Origin of the sequence: Limnohabitans sp. 63ED37-2, from assembly GCF_001412535.1 — a bacterium.
GTDB lineage: Bacteria > Pseudomonadota > Gammaproteobacteria > Burkholderiales > Burkholderiaceae_C > Limnohabitans_A.
Genome location: NZ_CP011774.1, coordinates 1,891,970 through 1,908,700, shown reverse-complemented (window position 1 = coordinate 1,908,700; position 16,731 = coordinate 1,891,970). Strand labels below are relative to the sequence as shown.

Below are 16,731 nucleotides of genomic sequence, written 5' to 3'. Positions count from 1 at the left end.
AATGACCATGACAACAATGACTGCTTCCTCTTTTTCGATCAAGGACTTCCTCAAGAGCTTCATGCTCGTGGAGTTGTTCAAGGGCATGGCCCTGACCGGACGTTATGCATTTGCCCGCAAGGTGACGGTGCAGTTCCCGGAAGAAAAAACCCCGCTGTCGCCGCGTTTTCGTGGCCTGCATGCCCTGCGCCGTTACGACAACGGTGAAGAGCGCTGCATCGCCTGCAAACTCTGCGAAGCCGTGTGTCCCGCGATGGCCATCACCATCGAGGCGGGCCAGCGCGAAGACGGCTCGCGCCGCACCACGCGTTACGACATCGACCTGACCAAGTGCATCTTCTGCGGCTTTTGCGAAGAAAGCTGCCCGGTGGACTCGATCGTTGAGACCCACATTTTTGAATACCACGGCGAAAAACGCGGTGACTTGTACTTCACCAAGGACATGTTGCTGGCCGTGGGCGACCGTTACGAAAAAGAGATCGCAGCTGCCAAGGCCGCTGACGCTCCTTACCGTTGAACGCAGCCCAGTCCTGAACACTTAAAAAGACAGACCTATGGACGTCAAGACCGGTTTCTTCTACCTCTTCTCGGTGGTGCTGCTGTTTGCAGCCTTCCGGGTGGTCACCGCACGCAACCCTGTGCACGCGGTGCTGTACCTCATGCTGGCTTTCTCGCAGGCCTCGGCGGTGTGGTTCTTGCTCAATGCCGAATTCCTGGCCATCTTGCTGGTGCTGGTGTACCTGGGCGCGGTGATGGTGTTGTTCTTGTTCGTGGTGATGATGCTGGACATTGGCATCGACACCGTGCGTAAAGGCTTCTGGAAAAACTTCCCGCTGGCAGCCACCTTGGGGGCCGTCGTGGCCCTCGAAATGGCCGCTGTGTTGCTGTCGGGTTTTCGCATGTCCGAAGCACCCGCCATGGGCACGGGCGCTGTACAGGTGGACAACGCCAAGGCTCTGGGCATTTTGTTGTACACCGAATACCTGATGCCCATCCAGATCGCGGCAGCCATTTTGTTGGTGGCCATGATCGCGGCGATTGCCCTGACCCTGCGTGAGCGCAAGGACAGCAAGGCGATTGACCCGTCCATTCAGGTCCGTGTGCGTGCGGCTGACCGCATGCAAGTGGTCAAGATGGCCCCAACCCAAGCAGCGCCTGCCCCTGTTGCGCCCACTGAAGCAGCCGCTGAAGAGGTGAAGAAATGATGACACTGACCCTGGGACACTTTTTGTCGCTCGGCGCGATGCTGTTTGCATTGGCCGTGATCGGCATCTTCTTGAACCGCAAGAACCTGATTGTTTTGCTCATGGCCATCGAGTTGATGCTGTTGGCTGTGAACATGAACTTTGTGGCCTTCTCGCACTACCTGGGCGACATGCACGGGCAAGTGTTCGTCTTCTTCATCCTCACGGTGGCCGCGGCCGAATCGGCCATTGGCTTGGCCATCTTGGTGCTGTTGTTCCGCAACCAGAACAACATCAACGTGGACGAACTCAATTCGCTCAAGGGTTAACAAGAATATGAGTCAGACCCTCAACGCCAGCACACTGCTGGCCATCCCCCTGGCCCCGCTGGTGGGCTCTTTGCTGGCCGGTATTTGGGGCACCCAATTTGGTGGCAACTGGATTGGCCGCCGTCTCTCGCACAGTTTCACCATCCTGGGCGTGCTCGTGGCCTTCATCTTGTCGGCCATGACGCTCAGCAAGGTGATTGCTGGCGCCAGCTTCAACGAGAGCATCTACACCTGGATGGTGGTCGGTGGCCTGAAGATGGAAGTCGGTTTCATGATCGACAGCCTCACGGCCATGATGATGTGTGTCGTGACCTTCGTGTCGCTCATGGTGCACATTTACACCATCGGCTACATGGAAGAGGACGAAGGCTACAACCGCTTTTTTGCCTACATCTCGCTGTTCACCTTCGCCATGCTGATGCTGGTGATGAGCAACAACTTGCTGCAGCTGTTTTTTGGCTGGGAAGCGGTGGGCTTGGTGTCGTACCTGTTGATCGGATTTTGGTACAACAAACCAACCGCGATTTTCGCCAACATGAAGGCCTTCTTGGTCAACCGTGTGGGTGACTTTGGCTTCATCATCGGCATTGGCCTGATCGCTGCATACACCGGCACACTCAACTACACCGAGCTGTTCGCCAAAGCGGGTGAGCTGGCCAAGATCGATTTCCCTTGGTACATCTTTGGCATGGACGCCATGCTGATCACCGTGATCTGCATTTGCCTCTTTATCGGTGCCATGGGCAAGTCTGCACAGTTCCCGCTGCACGTGTGGCTGCCCGACTCCATGGAAGGCCCTACACCCATCTCCGCCCTGATCCACGCCGCGACCATGGTGACGGCTGGTATCTTCATGGTGGCCCGCATGTCGCCGTTGTTTGAGTTGTCCGACTCGGCGCTCAACTTCATGATGGTGATCGGCTCGATCACGGCCTTGTTCATGGGCTTCTTGGGGATCATCCAAAACGACATCAAGCGTGTGGTGGCTTACTCCACCTTGTCGCAGCTCGGTTACATGACGGTGGCATTGGGCGCATCGGCCTACTCGGTGGCGGTGTTCCACCTGATGACACACGCCTTCTTCAAAGCGCTGCTGTTCTTGGGTGCGGGCTCGGTCATCATGGGCATGCACCACAACCAAGACATCCGCTACATGGGCGGCGTGCGCAAGTACATGCCCATCACCTGGATCACGTCGCTGCTGGGCTCGCTCGCCTTGATCGGTACGCCTTTGTTCTCGGGTTTTTACTCCAAGGACAGCATCATCGAAGCGGTGCACCTGAGCACGCTGCCTGCCGCTGGCTTTGCCAATTTCGCGGTGTTGGCGGGTGTGTTTGTGACGGCCTTCTATTCGTTCCGCATGTACTTCTTGGTTTTCCACGGCCCAGAGCGTTACGACCAGAACCCGGATGCACACCACGGCCACGATGACCACCATGGGCACGATGATCATGGTCACGACAAACCCCACGAGTCGCCTTGGGTCGTCACGGTGCCGCTGGTGCTGCTGGCGATTCCTTCGGTGGTGATCGGTTTCATGACCATCCAGCCCATGCTGTACGGCGAATTCTTCAAAGACGTGATCTTCATCGATGCGGCCAAACACCCCGCCATGCAGCAACTGGGTCAGTTGTTCCACGGTCCGGTGGCGATGGCTGTACACGGTCTGAGCACTGCGCCGTTCTGGCTGGCTTTGGCCGGTGTGGTGACCGCTTGGTACATGTACCTGGTCAACCCCAAGGTCCCGGCTTTCTTTGCCCGCGTCTTGCGCCCCCTCATCGTGGTGCTGGAGCAGAAGTACTTCATGGACTGGATCAACGAAAACATCCTGGCCAAGGGTGCACGTGGTCTGGGCCGAGGCCTGTGGAAGGTGGGAGACGGCACCATCATCGACGGCTTCTTCGTGAACGGTTCCTGGAAAGTGGTGGGTCTGGTCTCTGGCGTTGTGCGCTGGTTCCAGTCGGGTTTCCTGTACCACTACGCCCTGGTGATGATTTTGGGTGTGTTCGTGCTGATGACGTATTTCGTCTGGCTCGCTTAACAGTTTTGAGGACGAGATAAAAATGGGATTGTTAAGCCTTGCCATCTGGATGCCGATTGCGTTCGGTGTCGTCTTGCTGGCCTTTGGTCGCGACAGCCAAGCGGGCGCTGTGCGCTGGTTGGCCCTCGTCGGTGCGATCGCCAGTTTCTTGGTCACGCTGCCACTGATTTCGGGCTTTCAGCTCGGCTCTTCGGCCATGCAGTTTGTCGAAAAAGCCATGTGGTTCGAGCGCTTCAATGTGCACTACCACCTGGGTGTGGACGGCATCTCGCTGTGGCTGGTGCCACTGACGGCCTTCATCAACGTGGTGGTGGTCATTGCGGGCTGGGAAGTCATCACCCGCAAAGTCAACCAGTACATGGCCGCCTTCCTGATCCTGTCGGGTCTGATGATTGGTGTGTTCAGTGCGCTCGACGGCATCTTGTTTTATGTCTTCTTTGAAGCAACCCTGATCCCGATGTACCTGATCATTGGTATCTGGGGTGGACCGAACAAGATTTACGCCGCCTTCAAGTTTTTCCTCTACACCTTGCTCGGCTCCTTGTTGATGCTGATCGCATTGATCTACTTGTACGTGACTTCGGGCGGCAGCTTCGACATCTTGACCTGGCACAAGCTGCCCCTGTCGGGCTCGGTGCAGACCTTGTTGTTCTTTGCCTTCTTTGCGGCTTTTGCCGTGAAGGTGCCCATGTGGCCGGTGCACACCTGGTTGCCCGACGTCCACGTTGAAGCGCCCACAGGCGGCTCGGCGGTGCTGGCGGCCATCATGCTCAAGCTGGGTGCTTATGGCTTCCTGCGTTTTTCGATGCCCATCGCCCCTGATGCGGCCCGCGAATGGGGCATGTTGATCATTGTGTTGTCCTTGGTGGCCGTGATCTATGTGGGCTTGGTCGCCATGGTCCAGCAGGACATGAAGAAGCTGGTGGCTTATTCTTCGGTGGCGCACATGGGTTTTGTGACTTTGGGCTTTTTCATCTTCAACCCGCTGGGCGTATCCGGCGCCATCGTGCAGATGATTGCCCACGGTTTTGTCTCGGCCGCCATGTTCCTGTGCATCGGCGTTTTGTACGACCGGGTGCACTCGCGTGAGATCGCCAGTTACGGCGGTGTGGTCAACACCATGCCCAAATTCGCTGCCTTTGCCTTGCTCTTTGCCATGGCCAATGCGGGCTTGCCTGGCACCGCTGGCTTTGTGGGCGAGTGGATGGTGATTTTGGGCGCTGTGAAGGCCAACTTCTGGATCGGCTTGCTGGCCGCTTCGGCCCTGATCTTTGGCGCGGCCTACACCTTGTGGATGTTCAAGCGCGTCTACCTCGGCCCGGTGACCAATGAGGACGTCAAAGGACTGGTCGACATCAACGCCCGTGAATTCCTGATGCTCAGTCTGCTGGCTGTGGCCGTGCTCTACATGGGCATTTACCCCAAACCTTTCACCGACGTGATGGATGCTTCGGTGATGGACTTGCTCAAGCACGTGGCCGTGTCCAAGCTGCCTTGAGCGGCCGGGGCCTGAACGTTTCGCCTGAATAGAACAATTGAGAGAACACAGATGATGGACAACTCCAGCTGGATGACGATGTATCCGGAGATCGTGTTGCTGGTCATGGCCTGCGTGGTGACGCTGGCCGACCTCTTCGTGAAAAGCACCAAGCGCACGGCCACTTATGTGCTGACCTTGGTGTCTCTGGGCGGTGTGGCTTTGTTGCACGCGGTGTATGCCGATGCGGGCCAGACCCTGTACGGCTTTGGCCGCATGGTGGTCAGCGACCCGATGGGCCACTGGCTCAAGTGCTTTGCCACCATCGCGGTGATGGTGACCCTCGTCTATTCACGCCCCTATGCCGCTGACCGCGACATGTTGCGTGGCGGTGAGATTTTCAGCCTCAGCTTATTTGCCTTGCTCGGCATGAGCATGATGATCTCGGGCCAGAACTTCATCGTGATCTATTTGGGCCTGGAGCTGTTGACCCTGTCAAGCTACGCGCTCGTGGCCCTGCGCCGCGACCATACCCAAGCCAGTGAAGCGGCCATGAAGTACTTTGTGCTGGGCGCCATGGCCTCGGGCTTCTTGCTGTACGGCATGTCCATGATGTACGGCGCGACCGGCAGCCTGGAGTTGTCGGCCGTGCTCAAGGCCATCGCTTCGGGTCAGGTGAACCACCAGGTGCTGGTGTTCGGTTTGGTCTTCATCGTGGCCGGTCTGGCCTTCAAGATCGGCGCTGTGCCATTTCACATGTGGATTCCCGACGTCTACCAAGGCGCCCCCACTGCGGCCACCTTGATGATTGGTGGCGCTCCCAAGTTGGCGGCTTTTGCTATTCTTGTGCGTTTGCTGGTCGAGGGCCTGTTGCCCCTGGCGTTTGACTGGCAGCAAATGTTGGCCTTGTTGGCGATTGGCTCCTTGCTGATGGGTAACCTGGCGGCGATTGCCCAGACCAACCTCAAGCGCATGCTGGCTTATTCGACCATCTCTCAAATGGGTTTTGTGCTGCTGGGTTTTGTGGCGGGCGTGATCAATGGCGAGACCACTTTGGCCGCCAACGCCTACAGCTCGGCCATGTTCTACATGGTGTCGTACGTGTTGACCACCTTGGCCGCTTTCGGCGTGATCATGCTGCTGGCCCGCCAGGGCTTTGAGAGCGAAGAGATCACCGACTTGGCCGGTCTGAACCAGCGCAGCCCCTTGTACGCGGGCGTGATGGCCATTTGCCTGTTCTCCATGGCCGGTATTCCGCCCATGGTGGGCTTCTATGCCAAGCTGTCGGTGCTGCAGTCTTTGGTGGCTTCTGGGCAGGGCTTCTATATCGGTTTGGCCATTTTCGCGGTCATCATGTCGCTGATCGGTGCCTTCTATTACCTGCGTGTGGTCAAAGTCATGTACTTTGACGAGCCGGTCACCGCCACCACCGTGTCGGCCTCGCTCGATGTGCGTTTGGTCTTGTCCACCAACGGTTTGCTGGTTTTGTTGCTGGGCATTTTCCCCGGCGCACTCATGGCTTTGTGTGCCGATTCGATTGTGCGTATGCTGGCGGCCTGATCGATTCAACACCGCACCATGAGCACCTCCACCCAAATCGGTTTGTTGATCTTGCTGGCCTTGGTGGCCGCGAACATGCCGTTTTTCAACCAGCGCATCTTGCTGCTGGGGCCCCAGCGTGTGTCCAAGCCTTTGGTTTGGCGCTTGATGGAGTTGGTGGTGTTGTATTTTGTGGTGGGTGGTGTGGGCCTCGCGATGGAAAACCATGGCGGCCAAGTCGCGCCACAGGGCTGGGAGTTTTATGCGGTCACGGGCACCATGTTCGTCACGCTGGCTTTTCCGGGTTTTGTTTACCGCTACCTGATGCACCGCAAACACTGAGCGCGGTGCCGCACTCACACGGGTTTGCATGTCTGACGATCACCTGATCGAACACCGGGTCAACCAAGAAGAGCTCTTGCGCGGGCGATTCCTGCACGCTTTTCGCGACACCGTGCGCTTGCCCAACCAAAACCTGGCGACCCGCGAATACGTGGTGCACCCTGGAGCGGTGATGGTCATCCCCATGCTCGACACACCCGACGGTTTGCGCTTGGTGATGGAGCGGCAGTTCCGTTACCCCGTCGGGCTGGTGATGACCGAGTTCCCGGCTGGCAAGCTCGACCCGGGAGAAGACCCGTGGCTCTGCGCCCAGCGCGAGCTGCTCGAAGAAACCGGCTACACAGCCCGGCAGTGGGCACGCGCGGGGGTGCTGCACCCGGTGATTGCGTATTCGACCGAGGTGATTGAAATCTGGTTTGCCAAAGACCTGTCTTTGGGCGAGCGTCAGCTGGACACCGATGAGTTTTTGGATGTGTTCACCGCCAGCCCAGCCGAGCTGATGGCTGCTTGCCAGCAGGGGCTGTTGACCGATGCCAAAACCTTGACGGGTCTGCTTTGGTTGCAAAATGTGCAATCGGGCCAGTGGCCACTGCACTGGCAAACCCTCTGCACACCCACCCCATGAAAGTCCTGGACCTGCAATGCGCCCTGGGCCACAGCTTCGAAGGCTGGTTTGGCTCCCAGGCCGACTACGACACCCAGCGTGCGCAGGGCTTGGTCACCTGCCCGGTCTGCAATGACAGCGACATCACCAAAAAGCTCTCGGCGCCGCGCCTGAATTTGGGTTACGGCGCAGCCCCAGACCCGACCCCGGCGCAGGGCGCTCCAGCCACAGGTGCGGGTGCGGGTGCGGGTGTTGGCGGCCTTGGTGGTACACCTTCGGCTCGTGCTGTGGAGGTGCCCTCCTCAGCACCCACCTTGCCCGATGTGGCGCCCGACACTTTGCAGCAGCTGCAAGCGGCCATGGTGAAAATGGTGCGCCACGTCATGGCCAACACCGAAGATGTGGGCACACAATTCGCCGAAGAGGCCCGCAAAATCCACTACGGTGAGCGCGAGGAGCGCAACATCCGGGGCCAGGCTACACGAGAAGAAACCGAGGCCTTGATCGACGAAGGCATCGATGTCATGCCTTTGCCCGTGCCCGAAAACCTCAAGGGCCCGCTGCAGTAAGCACTGTGGCCTTTGACCGCAACCGGGCACCCACAGGCCACCACCATGAAACACGCCCTGCACATCGACGACGCCGAAGTCGAGCTCAGTGCCATTCGGGCGCAAGGCCCGGGCGGGCAAAACGTCAACAAGGTCTCCAGCGCGATTCAGCTGCGCTTTGATGTGGCGGGCTCCGCCTTGCCCGACGACGTGAAGCAGCGGTGGCTTCAGTCGGGCGACAGCCGCCTGACCTTGGAGGGTGTTTTCATTCTGAAAGCGCAAAAACACCGCACACAAGAGGCCAACCGGGTGGACGCTTGGGCCAGGCTTTACGAAACCTTGGACCTGTACGCCAAGCCCCCCAAACCCCGCAAGGCCACCAAGCCCACCTATGGCTCGGTGCAAAGGCGGTTGGAGGGCAAGGCGATGCAGGCCAAGATCAAAAGCGGTCGGCGCAAAGACACCGGTGATTAGCGCCAGTGGGTTGCGGCGGCCTGCAGGACTTGCTGCAGGGCATCGGGCGCATCGGCCGCCACCACCACGCGATCGGGCATGCTGCGCAGCCAGGTGATTTGCCGCTTGGCCAGTTGGCGCGTGGCAAAGATGCCGCGCTCCAAGATGTCTGCTTCGGGCCAGTGGCTATCGAGCCCTTCCCAAGCCTGGCGGTAACCCACGCAGCGCATGGATGGCAGGTCGGGGTGTAGGTCGCCGCGTGCACGCAGGGCTTTGACTTCGTCCATAAAGCCAGCGGCCATCATCTGCTCAAAGCGCAGGGCGATGCGTTGGTGCAGCCATGCGCGATCGGTGGGCTCCAGATTGATGACCGGGATGTGCCAGTCGGGGGCCTGGGCTTTGGCGCTTTGGTGAAAGGATGTGAGGGTTTGGCCCGTGGCGGTCCAGACTTCCAGGGCCCGGCCAATGCGTTGGCTGTCGCCGGGGGCCAGGCGGGCGGCCGTCTGCGGGTCGACTTGGGCCAGCCGCGCGTGCAAGGCGGGCCAGCCGATGCGCTCGGCTTCTTCTTGTATTTGGGCGCGGATCTCGGGGTTGGCGGCAGGGATGTCGTTCAGACCTTCGAGCAGCGCCTTGAGGTACAGCATGGTGCCGCCCACCAGCAGCGGGGTTTTGCCGCGGGCGCGGATGTCGTGGATGAGCCGGGTGGCGTCTTTGGAAAATTCGGCAGCGCTGTAGCTTTGCAGGGGGTCCAGCGTGTCGATCAGGTGGTGGGGCACGGCGGCCAGCTCTTCGCGGCTGGGTTTGGCGGTGCCAATGTCCATGCCCCGGTAAACCAAGGCCGAGTCGATGCTGATGATTTCTGCACCGCCTTGGCTTTGTAACTGCTGCGCCAAAGCCAAGGCCGCCGCCGTCTTGCCGCTGGCCGTGGGGCCGACCAGCGCAATGGCATCGACCGGTCGGTTGGGCTGGGCGCTGGCGGGGGTGGATGCTGGGGTGTTCATGGCGGGCAATTTAGGCGCGGGCGGGCAGGGGCGCTGCGCGTCCGTGGCGCTGCACCAGGGTCCAGGCCACCAGGGCAATGACCACGCTCCACAGCAACAGGCCGTGGGCCAGCGCAAAGACCGGCTCGTGCATTTGTGTGCCCAGCCAGCTGCCCATGAAAAATGCACCCAGCATCATCAAAAAGCCGTTGAGTGCCGAGGCCGTCCCGGCCTTCTCGGGGAAGGGCGCGACCGCGCCGCTTTGCCCACAGGACTGGTGCACGCCGTGGCCCAGCATGAAGAGGTAAACCGGCCCCATGACGCTGGCCGCGCCGTACCAGTCCTGGCCTTGGCCTGCATAGGCCAGAGCGGCCATGCTGATGCCGCCCGACAAGGTCAAGATGGCCGCCACGGCCACCGCGCGGTGCACGCTGGTGCGGCGCAGCATCCAACGGCACCAGAAGGTGCCCACGATGTAGGACAGCGACATGCTGAGCATGAAAAAACCGTAGGCTGTTTTGCTGTAGTCCATGCTGCGCGTGAAGACAAAAGCCGAACAGGCCAAAAACGTGAACAAGCCCATGTAGGAGCCGGTGGACAGCGCGTTCCAGGCGCGGAAGGTGGGGTGGCGCAAGATGAACCAGTTGGCCCGCAGCAGGCTGCGCAAGTGCAGGGCGTGCGGGTTGGGTCGGGCCAGGGTTTCCTCAAAGCGCCACAGCAGCAGGCCGAAGGTGATGGACCCAAACACGGCCAGCATCAACAGGGCCACCCGCCAGCCCAAAGCATCGGTCAAGATGCCGCCAATGGGCGCACAGGTGCAGGCGATGATGCCCAAGCCCGTGAGGGCTTGTGACATGACCGTGGCCCCTTGAGCCGGGGCATACAGGTCGCGCACCACGGCGCGTGCGGCCATGACACCCGCACCCATGGCCACGCCTTGCAGGGCGCGGCCTGCCACCAGCCAGGTCATGTTGGGCGCAAAGGCGCAGGCGATCGAGGCCAGCACATAAGCGCCCATGCCCCACAACAAGATGGGTTTGCGGCCAAAGCGGTCCGACAGTGGGCCCCAGACCAGTTGGGACAGGCCAAAGGCGAGCAGCAGGGCCGTGAGGGTGAGTTGGGCCTGACCCATGCTCGCCCCGAAGCCTTCGGTGATGGCGGGCAGGGCGGGCAGATACAGGTCGGTGGTGACGGGTTGCAGTCCGAGCAGCAGGGCCAGGAGCAGGACGATGAGTTTGGGCGACATGCTGTTATTTCGCTTTAATCCGAGCCTGCGTCGGGTGGCAGTGCCCGGCCGCCCTCATACTCGCTTCGCTCGCCAAATCGGGCGGTCCGGGCACTGCCCCCCGACGGAGGCTCTGCGTTTCTGCGGGTTACTTCGAGGAACGCGCTGGGCGAGGCCGGTGTACGGCTGCCCTCATACTCGCTTCGCTCGCCAAATCGGGCAGTCCGCACACCGGCCCCGCCCAGCGCTGGGTGGTTATTCAAAGTTGCCAGTGTTTTAGAGCGCTTCACCACAGAGGCAGAGCCAGGGGAGCCCGCCGCGCGGAGCTCGCGATTTGGCGAGCGAAGCGAGTATGAGCGAGACCGCGCGGCGGGCTCACCTGGCTCGGATTCAAGGCACCAAAGAGCTCGAGTGACAGTTTGCCCTGACATCACCGACCCCGCAAAAACAGCGCATCCAGATCCCGCATCGTCATCTGACGCCAGGTAGGGCGACCGTGGTTGCACTGGTCGGAGCGTTCGGTCTCTTCCATTTGACGCAGCAAGCCGTTCATCTCGTCCAGGGTCAGTCGGCGGTTCGCACGCACCGCGCCGTGACAGGCCATGGTCGCCAGGATCTCGTTTTGGGCACGTTGCACCACCGTGCTGGCATCGTGTTGGGCCAACTCGGCCAGCACGCTGCGGGCCAGTTCCACCGCATCGCCTTGGGCCAGGCTGGTGGGCACGGCACGAACAGCAAGGGTTTTGGCCGACAGGGGTGAGATTTCCAAGCCGAGTTGCTCCAACGCCTCGGCGCAAGCCTCGGCGGTGGCCACTTCGGTTGGGGTGGCGGCAAAGGTGGCCGGGATCAGCAGGGGTTGGCTGGTGATGCGGGGACCTTCGCCATCGGCAGCGTTGAGCTGGTTTTTCAGGCGCTCGTAAACGATGCGCTCGTGGGCGGCGTGCATGTCCACCACCACCAGACCTTGTTTGTTTTCGGCCAGGATGTAGACACCGTGCAACTGCGCAATGGCGCGGCCCAGCGGCCAATCGCCTTCTGGCAAACGGGCGGGCTCAGGCCATGTGGCGGTGGGGCTGGCCCTTGTTTCGGCAGGTGCTTCGGCGGGCGCCGTGGGCTGGCGGGCAGCTTCTGGCCAAGCGGGCGCAGGGCGCTCTTGTGCGCTCAGGTCTTCGTTGCGCTCGGGTGGGTTCCACAGCGCCTTGAGGTCTGCCATGGCGCGGTCACCATCGGCACGGGGGCGCAAAAAATCGGCGGGTTTGTAGGCAGGGGCGCTGAAGCTGGACGGGCCCGGGCGATCAAACGCCATGCCGCCCTGGGTCCATGCGGCCGATTCGGGCAAGGCTTTGGGGGCAGTGCCGTTTTTCAGCGCCAATTCGTTGGCGCTGTTCGCAGCATCATCAGACAAGTTATGCGACCGGGGCGCGGCCAAGGCGTTTTCGAGTGCGTGGCGCACCGTTTGGTGTACGGCGCGGCTGTCCCTGAAGCGCACCTCGATCTTGGTGGGGTGCACGTTCACATCAACCAGCGTCGGGTCGATCTGCATGAACAAGGCGTAGGCGGGTTGCTTGTGGCCGTGCAGCACGTCTTCGTAAGCGCTGCGGGCGCCGTGCATGACCACTTTGTCGCGCACAAAACGGCCGTTCACATAAGCAAATTGGTGGTCGGGCCGAGAGCGGGCGGCGTCGGGGAGCCCTGCGCGGCCCATCACTTTGAGCGGCCCGGCGTTGTATTCCACCGCGATAGATTGCGCCACGAACTCCTCGCCCAGCACATCGGCCAGTCGTTGTTCCAGGCCTGCAGCGCCGGGGTGCACGCGCCACTGTTCGACCAGCTTGCCTTCGTGCCAGATGGCAAAACCCACATCGGGGCGGGCCAAGGCGTGGCGGCGCACAGCTTCAATGCAGTGCGCCAGCTCGGTGCTGTCGCTTTTCAAAAATTTGCGGCGGGCTGGCGTCGAGAAAAACAGTTCTTTCACCTCCACCGTGGTGCCCACGGCGCGGGCGGCGGGGCGAATTTCTCCGGTGCGGCCGTCCAGCGCAAAAGCGTTGGCCTGGCCGTCCATGCGCGAGAGCAGGGTGAGTTCGGACACCGAGTTGATGGCGGCGAGTGCCTCACCCCGAAAGCCCATGGTCATGACCGACTCGAGCTCATCCAGGTTGCCGATCTTGCTGGTGGCGTGGCGCTTGAGGGCCGTGGCCAGCTCGTCTGGGGCAATGCCGCCGCCGTCGTCTTCCACCGAAATCAGCCGTGTGCCGCCGCCCATCAGGCGCAGCGTGATGCTGCGTGCGCCCGCGTCCATGGCGTTGTCCACCAACTCGCGCACGACAGAGGCGGGGCGCTCCACCACCTCGCCTGCGGCGATCTGGCTGATCAGTTCATCGGGGAGTTCGCGGATGGGGCGGCGCGCGGGGGCCGGGGTTTTTTCAAAGCTCACTGCCCGATTTTAGGGGCTGAGCTGGGGTGCTTGGGGCGGGGATAATCGGGGGATGGACATTCTTTTGCAACTCATTGATTTCATCCTCCACGTTGACCGTTATCTGGAGGCCTTTGTGGCACAGCACGGGGCCTGGGTGTATGCGCTGCTGTTTCTCATCATCTTTGTGGAAACCGGCGTGGTGGTCATGCCGTTTTTGCCGGGCGACTCACTGCTCTTCATCGTGGGTGCCATGTGCGGGGCGGGCTTGATGAACCTGCCACTGGTCATGGGTTTGTTGCTGGCTGCGGCCATTTTGGGCGACCAGACCAACTACACGATCGGGCGTTACTTTGGCCCCCGGGTGTTCCAGTGGGAAGAGTCCCGATTTTTCAGCCGAAGGGGCTTTGACCAGGCCCATGCGTTTTACGAAAAATACGGCGGCATCACCATCATCTTGGCCAGGTTCATGCCATTTATCCGGACCTTTGTGCCCTTTGTGGCGGGTGTGGCCGAGATGACACGCAGCAAGTTCACCCTGTTCAACGTGGTGGGTGGTTTCATCTGGGTGGTGGGCCTGACGCTGGTGGGTTACCTGTTTGGCAACCTGCCCATCGTGCAGCAACACCTGTCCAAAATCATCTGGGCCTTGATCATCGTGCCGGGCCTGATCGCCATGTTCGGGGCGTGGAAGGCTCGTCAAGCGGCCTGAGGCTCGCGAACTCACTCGCCAAAATTCAGCGGCAAGCCCACATAGTTTTCTGCCATGGTGCGTGAGCCGGCTTCGCTGTGGATCAGGTAGTCGAGTTCTGCATCTTGGAACTTCTGGCCGATGTCGCCGTTTTCTGGGAAATGGTGCATCAAACTGGTGAACCACCAGCTGAACCGCTCTGCACGCCAAACGCGGCGCAGGCAGCGCTCTGAATACGCGTCGATGCCCGCCTCGGTTTGGTCGGCATAAAACTCGATGAATGCGGTGGACAGGTACTTGACGTCGGTGGCGGCCAGGTTCAGGCCTTTGGCGCCCGTGGGCGGCACGATGTGCGCGGCGTCGCCCGCCAAGAACATGCGGCCAAAGCGCATCGGCTCGGTCACAAAGCTGCGCAGTGGGGCGATGCTTTTTTCAATGCTCGGGCCCGTCACCAAATGTTCGCGGGCTTCGGGGTCCAGACGGTTGCGCAACTCGGCCCAGAAAGCGTCGTCCGACCACTGCTCGACCTTGTCGGTGGTGGGCACCTGCAGGTAGTAGCGGCTGCGCGTGGCGCTGCGCTGTGAGCACAAGGCAAAGCCGCGGGTGCTGTTGGCGTAAATCAGCTCGTGGTGCACGGGCGGTGTGTCAGACAACACGCCCAGCCAGCCGAAGGGGTAAACCTTCTCGTATTCTTTGATCGCGTTTTTGGGGGCACTGGCGCGGCACACACCATGAAAGCCGTCGCAGCCTGCGATGAAGTCGCACTCGATGGTGTGCAGTTGGCCATTTTTCTCGTAGGTCACGCGGGGTTTTTGGCTGTCAAAGTCGTGCACCTGCACGTTACCTGCTTCGTAGACCGTGGGCAGACCTTCGGCTTGGCGGGTGTCCATCAGGTCGCGGGTGACTTCGGTTTGGCCATACACAATGACTTTTTTGCCGCCTGTGAGGTGGTCCATGTCGATGCGGTGGCGTGCGCCTTTGAACAACAGGTCAAAGCCCGTGTGCACCAAACCTTCTTTGTGCATGCGCTGGCCCACACCCGCTTCATCCAGCAGGTCCATGGTCACTTGCTCCAACACACCCGCCCGGATGCGCGAGAGCACGTAGTCGGGGCTTTGGCGCTCGACGATGATGGCGTCGATGCCCGCTTTGAACAGCAATTGGCCCAGCAGCAAGCCAGAAGGGCCTGCGCCAACAATGGCCACTTGGGTGCGGGTGGTGCTCATAATGGGTGTCTCCTGAAGTCGGTCAATGCAATGTTGGCAAGCTTAAGAGGTGGGCATGTGGGTGTCGGGCTGCGGTGATGAAGTTTGTACGATGAAAGATGAATTTGTGCGATGATCGCGCAAAATGACCCAAGTCAAACCTGAGCAATCAGGTCAATTCTTCAAGAGCCCAACTCAGAAAGCAGCCCCATGGCGATTGCCAAAGCAGATTACATCGAAGGTCTGGCCAAAGGGCTGGCCGTGCTCGAGGCTTTTGACACCGAGCGCCAACGCCTGAACGCCACGCTGGCCGCGCAGCGCACGGGCATCACACGGGCGGCGGCGCGGCGGCATTTGCTCACCCTGGCGGATCTGGGCTATCTGGACACCGACGGCTCGCATTACTGGCTATCGGCCCGGGTGCTGCGTTTGGCGGGCAGCTACATGGCCACTTCGCGCCTGCCGCGCACCTTGCAGCCCACGCTCAACCGCTTGGCGGCACAAACCCAAGCGGCCTTCAGCGCGGTGGTGCGGGATGGGGACGAATGTGTCATCGTGGCCCGCAGCGCAGGTGTGGCCGAGCCTGTGCGGCACTTGGCCTACGGCCTGCATCTGGGTGCCCGCTTGCCCGCGCATGCCACCTCCACCGGGCGGGTGTTGCTGGCCAGCTTGCCCAAGGCCGAATTCGCTGCTTGGCTCAAGGGCCGCGAGCTGGCCCGCATCACGCCACAAACCGAGGTCAATGCCACCCGTTTCAAAGCCTTGATCGAGCAGGTGCGGCAAGCGGACCACTGCCTTGCCCGCGATGGCCACGAGCTGGGCATCCATGCGCTGGCGGTGCCGCTGCGCAACATGCAGGGCCGCACGCTGGCCGCGCTCAATGTGGTGGGCACCGCCGAGCAGTTGAGTGACGCCGCCGTGCAGCGCCAATGGCTGCCGCTCTTGTTGGAGGCAGCGCGGGAGTTGCGGCCTTTGTTGTGAGCCGATCAAACGCCCAAATGCTGCTCCAGCACGCTCGGGTCATTCAACAGGATTTGTGACGAGCCTTCGAAAACCACCTGACCTTTGACCAAGATGATGTTGCGGTCGGTGATCTGGGTGACGTGTTTCCAGTTCTTGTCGACGATGATGGAGCTGATGCCACTGTCTTTGATGAGGCTGCAGATGCGCCAGATGTCGCGGGCGATCAGCGGGGCCAGGCCTTCGGTGGCTTCGTCCAAGATCAGCACGTCGGGGTTGGTCATGAGCGCCCGGCCGATGGTGAGCATTTGCTGCTCGCCGCCCGACAGTTGCTGGCCGCCGTGGCCCAGGCGTTCTTTGAGGCGCGGGAAGGTCTCGAGCACGCGCTCATAGGTCCACTCGCGTTGGCCCTGGGTGCCCGGGCGGGCCGCCATTTGCAGGTTTTCCACCACGCTCAGGTTGCCGAAAATACCCCGGCCTTCGGGCACGTAGGCGATGCCCAGTTGTGCCACTTCAAACGTGGGGCGGCCATTCATGCGTTGGCCCTTGATGTCCACCGTGCCTGTGCGCGGCGGCACGATGCCCATGAGGGTTTTGAGCAGGGTGCTTTTGCCCATGCCGTTGCGGCCCATGAGGCCAATCGTCTCGCTTCGGCCGACAGAAAAGTTCACGCCACGCAGGATGTGGCTCGCGCCGTAATAGGTGTTCAGGTCTTGGGCCTGGATCAACAAGTCGCTCAT

Annotated in this window: 17 protein-coding genes; 12 read left to right on the top strand and 5 right to left on the bottom strand. The window is 61.0% G+C overall.

The window, feature by feature from the left end; all coding sequences use genetic code 11:
- The first annotated feature begins 7 nt into the window (after positions 1-7).
- Genes nuoI through arfB form a run of 10 tightly spaced genes read left to right on the top strand, consistent with a single transcriptional unit; the run spans position 8 to position 8,538 of the window.
- The gene (gene nuoI / locus L63ED372_RS09010; protein WP_062407863.1) at positions 8-517 is read left to right on the top strand and encodes an NADH-quinone oxidoreductase subunit NuoI; all 510 of its coding nucleotides are present in this window, start codon (positions 8-10) and stop codon (positions 515-517) included.
- A 37-nt stretch (positions 518-554) separates the two neighbouring features.
- Entirely contained in the window at positions 555-1,205 is a 651-nt protein-coding gene (locus L63ED372_RS09005; RefSeq protein WP_062405450.1) for an NADH-quinone oxidoreductase subunit J, read from the top strand.
- Entirely contained in the window at positions 1,205-1,513 is a 309-nt protein-coding gene (nuoK, locus tag L63ED372_RS09000) for an NADH-quinone oxidoreductase subunit NuoK (RefSeq protein WP_062407861.1), read from the top strand. Before L63ED372_RS09005 ends, nuoK begins: the two co-directional genes overlap by 1 nt.
- 7 nt (positions 1,514-1,520) lie before the next feature.
- Complete coding sequence (gene nuoL, locus L63ED372_RS08995) at positions 1,521-3,554, top strand: NADH-quinone oxidoreductase subunit L (RefSeq protein ID WP_062405448.1); 2,034 nt, start codon at positions 1,521-1,523, stop codon at positions 3,552-3,554.
- A 22-nt stretch (positions 3,555-3,576) separates the two neighbouring features.
- Positions 3,577-5,052 carry an NADH-quinone oxidoreductase subunit M gene (locus L63ED372_RS08990; protein ID WP_062405445.1) on the top strand — a complete coding sequence of 492 codons (1,476 nt, stop codon included), beginning with the start codon at positions 3,577-3,579 and terminating at the stop codon, positions 5,050-5,052.
- A gap of 51 nt (positions 5,053-5,103) precedes the next feature.
- Positions 5,104-6,591 (top strand): NADH-quinone oxidoreductase subunit NuoN, encoded by a 1,488-nt coding sequence (nuoN, locus tag L63ED372_RS08985; RefSeq protein ID WP_062405444.1) that lies wholly within the window; start codon positions 5,104-5,106, stop codon positions 6,589-6,591.
- An 18-nt stretch (positions 6,592-6,609) separates the two neighbouring features.
- Positions 6,610-6,912, top strand: a complete 303-nt coding sequence (locus tag L63ED372_RS08980; RefSeq protein WP_062405442.1) for a DUF2818 family protein — start codon at positions 6,610-6,612, stop codon at positions 6,910-6,912.
- 28 nt (positions 6,913-6,940) lie between these two features.
- Positions 6,941-7,537 carry an NUDIX domain-containing protein gene (locus tag L63ED372_RS08975; protein ID WP_062405440.1) on the top strand — a complete coding sequence of 199 codons (597 nt, stop codon included), beginning with the start codon at positions 6,941-6,943 and terminating at the stop codon, positions 7,535-7,537.
- Entirely contained in the window at positions 7,534-8,085 is a 552-nt protein-coding gene (locus L63ED372_RS08970; RefSeq protein ID WP_062405438.1) for a DUF1178 family protein, read from the top strand. Before L63ED372_RS08975 ends, L63ED372_RS08970 begins: the two co-directional genes overlap by 4 nt.
- Positions 8,086-8,130: 45 nt before the next feature.
- Positions 8,131-8,538 (top strand): alternative ribosome rescue aminoacyl-tRNA hydrolase ArfB, encoded by a 408-nt coding sequence (gene arfB, locus L63ED372_RS08965; protein ID WP_062405436.1) that lies wholly within the window; start codon positions 8,131-8,133, stop codon positions 8,536-8,538.
- On the opposite strand, the gene miaA is transcribed toward arfB, so the two are convergent.
- The 3 genes from miaA to mutL form a co-directional block, all read right to left on the bottom strand.
- Complete coding sequence (gene miaA / locus L63ED372_RS08960) at positions 8,535-9,518, bottom strand: tRNA (adenosine(37)-N6)-dimethylallyltransferase MiaA (RefSeq protein WP_062405434.1); 984 nt, start codon at positions 9,516-9,518, stop codon at positions 8,535-8,537. The genes arfB and miaA overlap by 4 nt on opposite strands.
- 10 nt (positions 9,519-9,528) lie before the next feature.
- Positions 9,529-10,743 (bottom strand): MFS transporter, encoded by a 1,215-nt coding sequence (locus L63ED372_RS08955; RefSeq protein ID WP_062405432.1) that lies wholly within the window; start codon positions 10,741-10,743, stop codon positions 9,529-9,531.
- Positions 10,744-11,152: 409 nt separating this feature from the next.
- Complete coding sequence (mutL, locus tag L63ED372_RS08950; protein WP_062405430.1) at positions 11,153-13,156, bottom strand: DNA mismatch repair endonuclease MutL; 2,004 nt, start codon at positions 13,154-13,156, stop codon at positions 11,153-11,155.
- A 52-nt stretch (positions 13,157-13,208) separates the two neighbouring features.
- Between mutL and L63ED372_RS08945 the strand changes: the two genes are divergently transcribed.
- Entirely contained in the window at positions 13,209-13,847 is a 639-nt protein-coding gene (locus L63ED372_RS08945; protein WP_062405429.1) for a DedA family protein, read from the top strand.
- 11 nt (positions 13,848-13,858) lie between these two features.
- Here the strand turns inward: L63ED372_RS08945 and pobA are convergent, their stop codons facing one another.
- Entirely contained in the window at positions 13,859-15,052 is a 1,194-nt protein-coding gene (pobA, locus tag L63ED372_RS08940; RefSeq protein ID WP_062405427.1) for a 4-hydroxybenzoate 3-monooxygenase, read from the bottom strand.
- Between the two features lie 189 nt (positions 15,053-15,241).
- Between pobA and L63ED372_RS08935 the strand changes: the two genes are divergently transcribed.
- A complete protein-coding gene (locus tag L63ED372_RS08935; protein ID WP_062405425.1) occupies positions 15,242-16,012 on the top strand; it encodes an IclR family transcriptional regulator domain-containing protein in 771 nt (256 codons plus the stop codon).
- A gap of 5 nt (positions 16,013-16,017) precedes the next feature.
- Here the strand turns inward: L63ED372_RS08935 and L63ED372_RS08930 are convergent, their stop codons facing one another.
- On the bottom strand, positions 16,018-16,731 hold the full coding sequence (locus tag L63ED372_RS08930; protein WP_062405422.1) for an ABC transporter ATP-binding protein: 714 nt from the start codon (positions 16,729-16,731) through the stop codon (positions 16,018-16,020).

Coding starts and splice junctions, on each gene's coding strand:
- nuoI (WP_062407863.1), top strand. CDS start 8: ATGACAACAATGACTGCTTCCTCTTTTTCGATCAAGGACTTCCTCAAG.
- L63ED372_RS09005 (WP_062405450.1), top strand. CDS start 555: ATGGACGTCAAGACCGGTTTCTTCTACCTCTTCTCGGTGGTGCTGCTG.
- nuoK (WP_062407861.1), top strand. CDS start 1,205: ATGACACTGACCCTGGGACACTTTTTGTCGCTCGGCGCGATGCTGTTT.
- nuoL (WP_062405448.1), top strand. CDS start 1,521: ATGAGTCAGACCCTCAACGCCAGCACACTGCTGGCCATCCCCCTGGCC.
- L63ED372_RS08990 (WP_062405445.1), top strand. CDS start 3,577: ATGGGATTGTTAAGCCTTGCCATCTGGATGCCGATTGCGTTCGGTGTC.
- nuoN (WP_062405444.1), top strand. CDS start 5,104: ATGATGGACAACTCCAGCTGGATGACGATGTATCCGGAGATCGTGTTG.
- L63ED372_RS08980 (WP_062405442.1), top strand. CDS start 6,610: ATGAGCACCTCCACCCAAATCGGTTTGTTGATCTTGCTGGCCTTGGTG.
- L63ED372_RS08975 (WP_062405440.1), top strand. CDS start 6,941: ATGTCTGACGATCACCTGATCGAACACCGGGTCAACCAAGAAGAGCTC.
- L63ED372_RS08970 (WP_062405438.1), top strand. CDS start 7,534: ATGAAAGTCCTGGACCTGCAATGCGCCCTGGGCCACAGCTTCGAAGGC.
- arfB (WP_062405436.1), top strand. CDS start 8,131: ATGAAACACGCCCTGCACATCGACGACGCCGAAGTCGAGCTCAGTGCC.
- miaA (WP_062405434.1), bottom strand. CDS start 9,518: ATGAACACCCCAGCATCCACCCCCGCCAGCGCCCAGCCCAACCGACCG.
- L63ED372_RS08955 (WP_062405432.1), bottom strand. CDS start 10,743: ATGTCGCCCAAACTCATCGTCCTGCTCCTGGCCCTGCTGCTCGGACTG.
- L63ED372_RS08945 (WP_062405429.1), top strand. CDS start 13,209: ATGGACATTCTTTTGCAACTCATTGATTTCATCCTCCACGTTGACCGT.
- pobA (WP_062405427.1), bottom strand. CDS start 15,052: ATGAGCACCACCCGCACCCAAGTGGCCATTGTTGGCGCAGGCCCTTCT.
- L63ED372_RS08935 (WP_062405425.1), top strand. CDS start 15,242: ATGGCGATTGCCAAAGCAGATTACATCGAAGGTCTGGCCAAAGGGCTG.
- L63ED372_RS08930 (WP_062405422.1), bottom strand. CDS start 16,731: ATGAGCGACTTGTTGATCCAGGCCCAAGACCTGAACACCTATTACGGC.